Here is a 9,909-nt window from a genome sequence, read left to right as displayed (position 1 = left end):
GGGCGACACTGTGCGCCCGATATTTGAGTATTCTCCCGGCGCCGTTGCTCCCGGACAAGGGAACGAGCGCATATTCACCTGACCTGCTGTGAAGTGCTCAAAAAACCGATATTAAAAATACAGGTCGTCGCTAAAACAGTTGGTTCTTAATTGAGCACTTGATTGTTAATCAGGCTAAGAGTTATAGAACTGAACAATATTGGTGGGGGTTGATCTTTCATCACCTTCGTGCAGACGGGGGCTGCTTGAGGGTCGGACATAAAGAGGGCGCAGTGTCTGAAAAGGCTGAACTGATTGATATGACCGCTGAAATCGTTTCGGCCTATGTCGGACATAACAGCGTCGGCCCCGATGAAATCCCCAACCTGATACATAGAGTATTCGCCGCACTGAGTGAGGCGGCACTGGGCGGGAGCGCTGCGGAAGCGCAGCAGGCTGAACCGGCCGTGCCCATCCGCAAATCGATCACGCCGGATTACATCATCTGTCTTGAGGACGGGAAGAAGTTCAAATCCCTCAAGCGTCATCTGCGCACGCATTACAATCTCAGCCCCGAAGAATATCGCGAAAAATGGGGGCTGCCGCGTGACTACCCGATGGTCGCGCCGAACTATGCGCAGGCGCGCTCGCGTCTCGCCAAGAAAATGGGGCTGGGGCAGAGCGGCCAGCGCAAGCGCAGGACACGCTAGACCTGCGCCATTCTCCTTGCACGACGCCGCAACCGGCCCCAAGATCGAAGCAATGATTCGGGGGGCGGCCTTGCGCTGCCATATGTGAGGGGTTGGTCCGCTGGACGCGACAGATCGGGCAATCAGGGCACAGCTGATCGTACCTGAGCAGCAGGAGCTGTTCGACTATTGGCGTACGAAAGCAGGACCGAGCGGCTATCCGACGCGGGCAGATATTCAGCCGGCGGAACTGCGCCGCATGTTGCCGTCTCTCAGCATTGTTGAAGTGACCGATGATGCGCAGCCGCGGTTGCGTATCCGGCTTGCGGGCACGCGGCTGCGCGACTATCTCGGCGTCGAGATCACGGGCCACTATCTCGATGAATATGATCTCGGCGATCAGACGGATTACTGGGACGCGGCCTATCGCGAAGTGATTATTGGCGGTCGTCCCGCGCAAGGCGTGGTGCCGCTCACGCCGTGGAAACAGCCGAATATTTTTCAGTTCTGGCTTCGCCTGCCGCTGGTGAATGATGAAGGCCGCATCGTCATGGTGCTCGGCCATGATGCTTTCATGCAGTCTGAAAAGGCGCACGCCCTGGCAAGCCGCGCCAACCTGCGCATCGCCTGACCCATCCGCAAAGTTGATCGATCGCCCGTCTGCATGCAGACTGACGACGGGGGATGTTGCGAGGGAGCAAAAGGGTCATGTTCTTGTCGGGTTTGTTTCGTGGTGCAGCGCGTCGTGGCACCCTTCTCGTGCTTGCCGCGATTACCCTGCCTCTTGCGGCGGCACCCGCCGCAGCGAATGCGCGGCTTGAAGAGGGCACGACAACGCTCAGCACAGGCGAGAGCGCCTTTTTCCCCGTCAGGGGCGGTGAGAAAGGGCCGGCCAATCTCTCCGCGCAATGCGAGATCGGGGATGTTGGCGGCACGGCAAACATTACCTTCGATGGCGAGAATTATGTGCCGCTTTCCGACCCGCCAGTCGGCACTGTCATCACCCTCTCGCGCGGCGAGACGCGCAGCTATGAGCTGAGCGGCATCGTGAATGCGTCATCAGGTGGTGAAGCCTATATCGCCTTTCACTTCACCGGTGCGCCTGCGCCCATGTGCTTTCCGGGTATGGATTGCGGCGGAGCAGAAGGCGCTTCCAGCAGCGTGACCGTTACTTGCCGGAACGTGGGCGGCTGACGGACGGGAAGCGGCGGATCAACGCCACAACCGGCGCGACCTTCTTCACGTCCGAAAGCTTCAGCGCTGCAGCCCCCGCTTCAGGCGGGACGACGAGACATTCCCGGCCTTCCAGAAAGGCGAGGCGCCCAAAAAGTCGCCTGTTCTCCGCGTTGGAGACAAGGCAGTCCCGACCGGGAAGGGCTGTTGCCTCCTCCACCTGCACCAGGTCGGCGATCAACAGGTCGCCCGCGCTGTAGGGGCCGAGTTCCTGTGCCACACGAAGGGCGACCGGGTCGCGCGCGCCTTCGGCAAGGGCGGGGGCAAGCGGTATTGCTTCCGTCAGCGAGGCGACAAGGCCGCCCGGCCGCAGCTCCGCCTGACAGACAAGGCTCTCCCGCCCCGAACTGATCAGATCGGTAACGCCGACATCCAGCGCCTGCGCGATCCTTTCCAGCCAGCCGGTCGAAAGCGTCATATCCGCCGTTTCAAGGCGTGAAACGGTCGCCGCCGTCGTTCCCAGGCTTTCGGCAAGCTCAGTCGGGGTCAGTCCCCGCGCCTTCCGGAAATATCGAATCCTCGTTTGCAGCGCTTGCCTCCCGGTATGTGTTCCCCGAAATATTACACAACTTATCCCCTCTTTGTACAGGATAAGTAAATTATTTCCCCGAAAGGGCGCGCTGGGTGCTCGTGTGAGCGAAAGGGGAGAGTGATGAGACGTCGAGGATTGGCCGAAGCGGAAAAGGCACTGCATGTCGCAAGGGTGCAGGAGGTTGTGGCGCGGGAGTGGAAGGTACCGCTTTCCGAGATGCGCTCACCCACCCGCCGCCGCGCCCCGGTGGCGCAAGCGCGTCAGGTCGCCATGTATTTCTCGCATGTCGTGTATGGCGTCAGCCTTGCCTCTGTCGCCCGCCATTTCGGGCGTGACAGGACGACGGCTGCCCATGCGTGCCGCCGGGTGGAAGACCGGCGCGATGACGAGAATTTCGATCGCCTGCTGGACGAAATCGCCCGGCGTCTGCCGGCAGCGGGCAAGAAGGTTTGGTCGCAATGAAAGGCGGGGGCAGAAAAGGCGCGGCCCGCGCGCAAACACCGGAAAATACCGCCGACCCGTTTCAGGCGCAGCATCGGCTTCCTGCCCGGCGTCAGATCAGGCTCGGCAGCGAAGAAGTGAGCGTCGAGGTCAATGAGGGAGAGTCGCCCCTTGGCTGGCTGCGGCGGCGGAAGGGGAGTGACGGCAAGCCGCTTTTGAGCGCAAGCCAGTTTGAAGCGGGAGAGCGGCTGCGGCGCGATTTCACCATCGGCCAGATGACGCCGCGAGTGACGGCGGACTGGTCGCGGCCGATCAGCGGAGGCTCTGGTCGCCAGCACGATCCGGCCGAGATTGCAGACCATGCTCTCGCCGCGCGGCAGCGCGTTTCGCAGGCTGTTGCGGCGGTCGGCCCCGGCCTTTCAGACATATTGCTGAGTGTCTGTTGCCATTTGCAGGGCCTGGAAGCAGCGGAGAGAGGCTTCGGCTGGCCCAAACGGGCGGGCAAGCTCGTGCTGCAAATTGCGCTGGATCGGCTCGCCGCCCATTACGGAATTGAGGAAAGAGCCTAGGTCGTGGCGCCGAGGGCTGCCTTCGCATCTGCCTGAGTGCGTTCGACCATCGAATAAAGCCCGTTGGAACGCTGCGGCGTGAGATGCGCATCAAGGCCGAGCTGCGCGAGAACGCTGCGCGCATCAATTTTGAGAATGTCAGCTGGCCGCTTGTCGGAATAGAGGCGCATCAGAATGGCGATCAGGCCGCGCACGATATGCGCATCGCTATCGCCCCTGAAATGAAGAACGGGCTGCCCTTCATCATCGCAGCGCACCTCATTCACCAGCCAAACCTGACTGACGCAGCCTTCCACCTTGTTGGCCGGGGAATGTTCTTCCTCGCTCAGGGGTTCAAGGCTCTTGCCAAGCTCGATCACATAGCGATACCGCTCCTCCCATTCGTCAAGGAAGGCGAAATCGTCGATGAGATCCTGAATGCTCATATCGGCCTGCGGGGTGTCGGAGGGCATGAAGAGGACATAGCGACATGAACTCCAAAGAACAAGCGCCCCGCACATCCTTGCGGGATGGCGGGGCGTTGTTGGCCGCCGGGACGCCTCATACGAGGCGCCGGGAAGCCGACGGGCAAACCTGATGGGTGACTTCAGGCGCCAGCCGTAAGGCCGGAAGCGGCACGGGGTTGCGCTATATGCGAACCCGCGGACGGAGTAGTGGTGCTGTTCTGCTGCCGCTCCCTGGCTTTCTCGATGATCCAGACAACAGCCATGCTTCCGTAATAGGTGGTCTGCCGGACGATATGACCTGCGAGGGCATGGCTCTTCTCGCAGACTTCCGGGTTTCGCCCGCAGAAGCCCATTACGTCCTGCGCGGAGCGTGCGGCAAGGGCAAGTGCCTCGCCCGCGCCAATATCGGCGTGATCAGGTGGGGGTGCCTCTTCGTGATAGGCAGCCCGGTAAATGTCGCCCGTAAGGGCAGCGGTTTGCGATGTGCCCTCATCTTCTGCACCGGGCAGAAGAAAGGCGAGAACGGTGAGCCAGAAGGCGGCTCTCAGAACAAAAGACATGCGACGATCCCTTCCCAAAGATTTCGCGTCTGAACCTGAGGCGATCCTGTGGGGTAGAGACCTGCTGGCCTGTTAATTCGATAAGTAAAATTGAAAAGGAGTTTGGGTTTTATACTTCGAAAATTGAGTGTTGGTTGATTTCAATTCTCTACAGACAAAGTAATTATAATATAATTATTGTAAAATAAAATAAAAATACGCCTCAAATTTGAGGCGTATTCAGTTAAAATCTGAGACGGATTCAATTCAAATTGCGCAGATCGGCAGGCGCGCGATCATGCCGTTGCCCGGCGGCCTTTCAAGCTCTGTCAGTGCGCGTTGAGTGCCGAAGAGGGCACGGCATCCGCAAAGCAAGTCCGCACTTCCTCCACCGCATGCTTGCCCGTGCAATAGGCTTCTTCCGAGGGGAAGCGGGCAGCAGCAAGGCACTGGTCGAGATTGAGCCGCGCCCAGTTGAGGCAGCGCCCCGTGGGATTGCGGGTCGAGACAAGGCCCGCCTCCATCGAACCGTCCATCACCTGATAGGCGGCAAGGGTGAGAATGCGGTTCATCACGCTCGGCCGATAGGCATGGGCAGGGCTGATGGGAGACAGGTTGGCGAGAAGGGCGCCTGCACGTTCCATCAGGCTCTCGCTCGCATCGGCGGTCTTGCTCTCCGGCAGGGCACCCGGCAGCGGCGTGCTCATGCCCCATTTCTGCTTCTGGAAGGCATAGGCCGTTTCAAGGAAACGGGCAGACAGCGCCGCCATGCGGGTATTCTGATTGCGAAGCTCCACCGTCACGGCTTCCGTCGCATCGCGGGCACCGCGAATTTGCAGGATGTAATTGTCATCGCTGCGCAGCGCTTCAAGCACGGCAGCCTTTCCGCGCGAGCGGACTTCATCGCGGACACCCTGCGCGAAAGCGGGCGCCTGCGAGGCAACCATGGCATGTGCAACGAACCAGCCTTCCGCCAGATCATCCGCCCGCGAGAAGCGCAGCGTCGCAATCGCCCGGCGTACATCGCTCGGCGTGTTGAGGCGGCTTTCGCTGACAGCGGCAAGGGCCGATCCGTAATCAGCATAAACGCCTGCAAGCTGCTGAACCTGCGGCTTGGCGGACAGGGCCGAAATACCGGCAGAAGGATCAACCGAGGCAACCTGCACGGCCGCCTGAGGGCGCGGCGCGGGAAGCGGGATCGGAATATTGGCAGAAGCGACATTACCGACGCCGCCCGCTGCGGGCGGTACTGCCGGAGCAGGGGGTGCCTCGGCAGGGGCTTCCGCTGTCAATTGAGGCTTCGGCTCTTCCTTGGAGGCTTTGCCGCCTTCAATAACCGTACAACCGGTGATGAGTGCGGCAAGCGAAAGTCCCGAAAGAAGTTTCAGGGAAAGCTTCAGCGGTGCTGCAAAAGAATGCGCGCGAGCCTTGCCAGTCTGTTCCACGCCGATACCCCTCGTCACAACTGTCCCCACCCGCTTGTCTTAATGAGTTATTAGCGAGTCTAATGCGCCGCGCGCGATGCCGCAAACAGGAAACGCGTTAAGGATGAATGACATAGTTGCCCGCCGGACGGAAAAGCTGATGAATGGCGGGGTTACGGCGAAATCCGCAGGTTTTGAGGATCACAGGTGATGGAACGGGCCCCAAGGCTGAAGGCGGAAATCTGGGTCAAGGCACTGATACGCCGCTGCGAGGTGGCTGGCGTGTCCGCCTTTGTGGTCCGCAGGGGCGATACAGGCTCGGGCACCGTGCTTCTCAAGGTAAACACGCTGGACGGCGAAGCGGAGATTTACAGCCCCGCGCGGGATGGGGAGGGCGAGCTGATCTGGCTCGCGAAAGGGCGGCAGGCCGAGGCAGAGGCAGACGCTTATATCGAAAAGCAGCGTGCCTTCGATCCCGATATCTGGGTGGTCGAGATTGAAGACAGGGAGGGCCGCCACTTCCTGCTGGAAAAGCTCGGCTGACGACCCTTTTCTCTGTCAGGGCCGCATGAAGGTGAAGTCTTCATCCGGGTCGAGATGGTCGGCTGCTTCCAGAAGCTCCGCGCGAATATCTTCCGGCGACCGGCTTTCCTTCCAGATGCGCAGAGCCTGTTCGAAGAGAATGCGGGCAACGGCGTCGCTCGACATCTTCTTCTCATTTGCTTCCGCGAGCGCCGCTTCAAGATGAGGCGTGAGAATGTCTCTGGCTGTCGTCATTACTGTTTTCCGTTTTCTGAATGCCAATGCGCTCATTTTTGCATAACGCGTGTATCCCCGCGCATCTGCCAGTTTGTCGCGGCGGCGCTTTTCAGGCGCTGCGCGGCGCAAAAAGGATGATGCCAGCCGCCAGAAGCGCGAGCGCGCCGCCGCCAAGATCCCACAGATCGGGTCTCTGCCCCTCCGCAATCCAGAGCCAGAAAAGGGAGGCGGCAATGTAAACACCGCCATAGGCCGCAAATGCACGCCCCGCATGATCGCTTGGTGCGAAGCTGAGAAGCCAGGCAAAGGTGGCGAGCGCGGCAAGTCCGGGCACCAGCCACCAGATGGAATGGCCGTTTCTCAGCCAGGCCCAGAAGGCGAAGCAGCCGCCGATTTCGGCAAGCGCGGCCGCAAGATAGATCAGATAGGTGCTGGCGATGGCGGGCATGAAAACCTCAAGGATATGCGGGTGAGGCGACTATAAGGGCATGTCAGCCCAGCGTCGCGCTCCCGGGTGGCGGTTCCGGGCACTTTCGTTTAGGGTCCGCCGCAAATATTCCGGAGATCGAGACGTGAGCACGACCGAAACCGCCGCCCGACAATCTGGCGATGTGGAAACGCAGGTTCGCAACCGCCGAACCTTTGCCATCATCGCCCATCCTGACGCGGGCAAGACCACGCTGACCGAAAACCTGCTCTTGAAGGGCGGGGCGATCCATCTCGCCGGTCAGGTGAAGGCGCGCGGCGATAGCCGGCGGGCGCGGTCCGACTTCATGAAGATCGAGCAGGATCGCGGCATCTCCGTCTCCTCCGCCGTAATGACGTTTGAATATAAGGGCATCACCTGCAACCTGCTGGATACGCCGGGCCACGAAGATTTCAGTGAGGACACCTACCGCACGCTGACCGCCGCCGACAGCGCCATCATGGTGATCGACGCCGCGAAGGGCATTGAATCGCAGACGCTGAAGCTTTTTGAAGTCTGCCGCTTGCGCGATGTGCCGATTATCACCTTCATCAACAAGATCGACCGCGAAGGCCAGGATCCGTTCGAACTGATGGACGAGATCGCCTCCAAGCTCGCTCTCGACACGGTGCCGATGGGCTGGCCCGCAGGCATGGGCGGGCTGCTGCGCGGCATTTTCGATCCGGAGAATGATCGCTTCGTTCCCTATTCAAAGCCGGGCGTCAGGGGCATCGAAGAGCCGGAAAGCATCGACAGTGCCCGCATGAGCGAGTTTATGAATGCGGATGAACTCGCAACCTTCCGCGATGAATGGGAACTCGCGCGCGGCGGCAGCCCCGAATTTGATGTGGCGCAATATCTCGCCGGGCATATGACGCCGGTTTATTTCGGCAGCGCGCTGCGCAAGCTCGGCGTGCGCGAGCTGCTTGAGGCGGTGGTGCGCTTCGCGCCTTCACCGCGCCCCCAGCCTGCCGCGACGCGGCTCGTCCAGCCGACGGAGCCGAAGGTTTCCGGCTTCGTCTTCAAGGTGCAGGCAAATATGGATGCGAACCACCGCGACCGTATCGCCTTCATGCGCATCTGCTCGGGCAGGTTCAAACGCGGCATGCGGCTGAAACTGTCAGGCAGCGGGAAGACAATCGGCGTCCACAACCCGATCCTCTTCTTCGCGCAGGACCGTGAGCTGGTGGATGATGCCTATGCGGGGGATATTATCGGCATCCCGAACCACGGCACCATTCGCGTCGGCGACACGTTGAGCGAGACGGAAGACCTCCTCTTTACCGGTATCCCGAACTTTGCCCCGGAAATTTTGCGCCGCGTGCGGCTCGATGATCCGATGAAGGCGAAGCATATGCGCCGCGCGCTGGAAAGCCTTGCCGAAGAAGGTGTCACGCAAGTCTTCAAGCCGGAGATCGGTGCGAACTGGATTGTCGGTGTCGTCGGGCAGCTTCAACTTGAGGTGCTTGCCTCTCGCATCGCGGCGGAATACGGCATCAATGTGCATTTCGAACCCGCACCTTACGAAACGGCGCGCTGGGTGCTCGCGGATGATACGGCAGAACTGAAGCGCTTCATGGAAGCGCATCGCGGCAACATGGCGACGGATCGCGATGGCGCGCCTGTCTTCATGGGCAAGAGCATGTGGGAACTCAACTACACGCTGGAGAAATGGCCGAACATCCGCTTCTCGGCAACGCGCGAACGTGCGCCCGCAACGTCGTGAGGCGTCTATAGATTTTCAGGACAGGGCAGACGGAGATAGATGCAGGATCTGAGCGACAGCTTTCGTGACTACTGGTCACTCGTGGTCGAGGTGTGGACTACCGGTGTCTTCGGCATGAATATCGGCGACATCATCGTCGCCTTCGCCATATTCGGCTTCTTCTATGTGCTGCGCGACATCTTCACCCGCCTCGTGCTGAAATGGCTCGACAAATGGGTGGAACAGTCAGGCAATGTCTTTGGCAAGCATTTCCGCGCGTCCATCCGCGCGCCGCTGAGGTTTCTCTTCATCGCGCTCGGACTTTTCTTTGCCGTTCGCTATCTCGATTTTGAAGGCGACCTCGCGGAGTTTTCGAACAACGTCAACCGCTCGCTCATCGCCATTGCGATCTTCTGGGTGTTCTACAATGCGGTGGCGCCCCTTCGTGATCTTCTGAGTCAGTTCGGCGCGGTGCTGACACCGGAGATTTTGAGCTGGCTTGTCGGCAGTGCAAAGGTGGGCGTGGTCATTCTCGGTGCGGCAGCGGTTCTCCAGATATGGGGATTGCAGATCGGTCCGATCATTGCGGGGCTTGGTCTTTTCGGCGTTGCCGTGGCACTCGGCGCGCAGGATCTCTTCAAGAATCTCATCGGTGGCATCTCGATTCTTGTCGAAAAGCGTTTCGGCTATGGCGACTGGATTCTCGTGGACGGCATTGTCGAAGGCACGGTGGAGAAGATCGGCTTCCGCTCCACGCTGGTGCGCCGCTTTGATCGTGCGCCCGTCTATGTGCCGAACCAGCATCTCTCCGACAATGCGGTAACGAATTTCAGCGCCATGACGCATCGGCGTCTTTCGTGGAAGATCGGCCTTGAATACCGCACCACACATGAGCAGCTGCGGCGCATTCTGAATGATATTGAATCCTACCTCCGTTCGACGGAAGGCTTTGCACAGCCGCCTGCAGCGCATCTTTTTGTTCGGATCGACAGCTTTGGTCCGTCGTCCATCGACATTATGATCTACTGCTTCACCAACACGATTGTCTGGGGCGAATGGCTGGCGCTGAAGGAAGCACTCGCCTTCCGCGTGAAGCAGGCGGTGGAAAGCGCAGGCGCGAAATTCGC

14 protein-coding genes are annotated in these 9,909 nt (G+C 60.1%); 8 read left to right on the top strand and 6 right to left on the bottom strand.

All coding sequences use genetic code 11. The annotated features are described in order from the left end of the window. The first annotated feature begins 299 nt into the window (after positions 1–299). From WBF74_RS05665 to WBF74_RS05655, 3 genes are all read left to right on the top strand, one after another. Positions 300–689 (top strand): MucR family transcriptional regulator, encoded by a 390-nt coding sequence (locus WBF74_RS05665; protein ID WP_424436482.1) that lies wholly within the window; start codon positions 300–302, stop codon positions 687–689. Between the two features lie 100 nt (positions 690–789). After that, on the top strand, positions 790–1,299 hold the full coding sequence (locus tag WBF74_RS05660) for a PAS domain-containing protein (protein WP_424436479.1): 510 nt from the start codon (positions 790–792) through the stop codon (positions 1,297–1,299). Positions 1,300–1,376: 77 nt separating this feature from the next. Beyond that, positions 1,377–1,862 carry a hypothetical protein gene (locus WBF74_RS05655; protein WP_424436476.1) on the top strand — a complete coding sequence of 162 codons (486 nt, stop codon included), beginning with the start codon at positions 1,377–1,379 and terminating at the stop codon, positions 1,860–1,862. Here the strand turns inward: WBF74_RS05655 and WBF74_RS05650 are convergent. Next, entirely contained in the window at positions 1,837–2,595 is a 759-nt protein-coding gene (locus WBF74_RS05650; RefSeq protein WP_424436473.1) for a helix-turn-helix domain-containing protein, read from the bottom strand. The genes WBF74_RS05655 and WBF74_RS05650 overlap by 26 nt on opposite strands. On the opposite strand from WBF74_RS05650, the gene WBF74_RS05645 reads away from it, so the two are divergent. Both WBF74_RS05645 and WBF74_RS05640 read left to right on the top strand, forming a co-directional pair. Beyond that, the gene (locus WBF74_RS05645) at positions 2,554–2,895 is read left to right on the top strand and encodes a helix-turn-helix domain-containing protein (RefSeq protein ID WP_424436470.1); all 342 of its coding nucleotides are present in this window, start codon (positions 2,554–2,556) and stop codon (positions 2,893–2,895) included. The two genes, WBF74_RS05650 and WBF74_RS05645, sit on opposite strands and share 42 nt — an antisense overlap. Further along, complete coding sequence (locus WBF74_RS05640; protein WP_424436467.1) at positions 2,892–3,443, top strand: DUF6456 domain-containing protein; 552 nt, start codon at positions 2,892–2,894, stop codon at positions 3,441–3,443. Before WBF74_RS05645 ends, WBF74_RS05640 begins: the two co-directional genes overlap by 4 nt. Here the strand turns inward: WBF74_RS05640 and WBF74_RS05635 are convergent. From WBF74_RS05635 to WBF74_RS05625, 3 genes are all read right to left on the bottom strand, one after another. After that, positions 3,440–3,868, bottom strand: coding sequence for a SufE family protein (locus WBF74_RS05635; protein ID WP_424436464.1), 429 nt, complete (start codon positions 3,866–3,868; stop codon positions 3,440–3,442). The genes WBF74_RS05640 and WBF74_RS05635 overlap by 4 nt on opposite strands. Positions 3,869–4,029: 161 nt before the next feature. Continuing rightward, positions 4,030–4,449 carry a DUF5330 domain-containing protein gene (locus WBF74_RS05630; protein ID WP_424436461.1) on the bottom strand — a complete coding sequence of 140 codons (420 nt, stop codon included), beginning with the start codon at positions 4,447–4,449 and terminating at the stop codon, positions 4,030–4,032. 308 nt (positions 4,450–4,757) lie between these two features. Continuing rightward, positions 4,758–5,873 carry a hypothetical protein gene (locus WBF74_RS05625; RefSeq protein WP_424436458.1) on the bottom strand — a complete coding sequence of 372 codons (1,116 nt, stop codon included), beginning with the start codon at positions 5,871–5,873 and terminating at the stop codon, positions 4,758–4,760. A 189-nt stretch (positions 5,874–6,062) separates the two neighbouring features. Between WBF74_RS05625 and WBF74_RS05620 the strand changes: the two genes are divergently transcribed. Beyond that, positions 6,063–6,395 carry a DUF1491 family protein gene (locus tag WBF74_RS05620; RefSeq protein ID WP_424436453.1) on the top strand — a complete coding sequence of 111 codons (333 nt, stop codon included), beginning with the start codon at positions 6,063–6,065 and terminating at the stop codon, positions 6,393–6,395. Positions 6,396–6,410: 15 nt separating this feature from the next. Here WBF74_RS05620 and WBF74_RS05615 read toward each other — a convergent pair whose 3' ends face one another. Then, complete coding sequence (locus WBF74_RS05615; RefSeq protein WP_424436450.1) at positions 6,411–6,629, bottom strand: hypothetical protein; 219 nt, start codon at positions 6,627–6,629, stop codon at positions 6,411–6,413. A gap of 91 nt (positions 6,630–6,720) precedes the next feature. Further along, entirely contained in the window at positions 6,721–7,059 is a 339-nt protein-coding gene (locus tag WBF74_RS05610; RefSeq protein ID WP_424436447.1) for a YnfA family protein, read from the bottom strand. Positions 7,060–7,183: 124 nt separating this feature from the next. On the opposite strand from WBF74_RS05610, the gene WBF74_RS05605 reads away from it, so the two are divergent. Further along, entirely contained in the window at positions 7,184–8,803 is a 1,620-nt protein-coding gene (locus WBF74_RS05605; protein ID WP_424436444.1) for a peptide chain release factor 3, read from the top strand. Positions 8,804–8,842: 39 nt separating this feature from the next. Next, positions 8,843–9,909, top strand: a 1,067-nt coding sequence (locus WBF74_RS05600) for a mechanosensitive ion channel family protein (protein ID WP_424436441.1), incomplete at its 3' end; no start/stop codon positions are given.

It is taken from the genome of Parvibaculum sp. (assembly GCF_049672805.1).
Classification (GTDB): Bacteria; Pseudomonadota; Alphaproteobacteria; order Parvibaculales; family Parvibaculaceae; genus Parvibaculum.
Note: the sequence above shows the minus strand (reverse complement) of the source record. Positions and strands in the feature narration are given on the sequence as shown.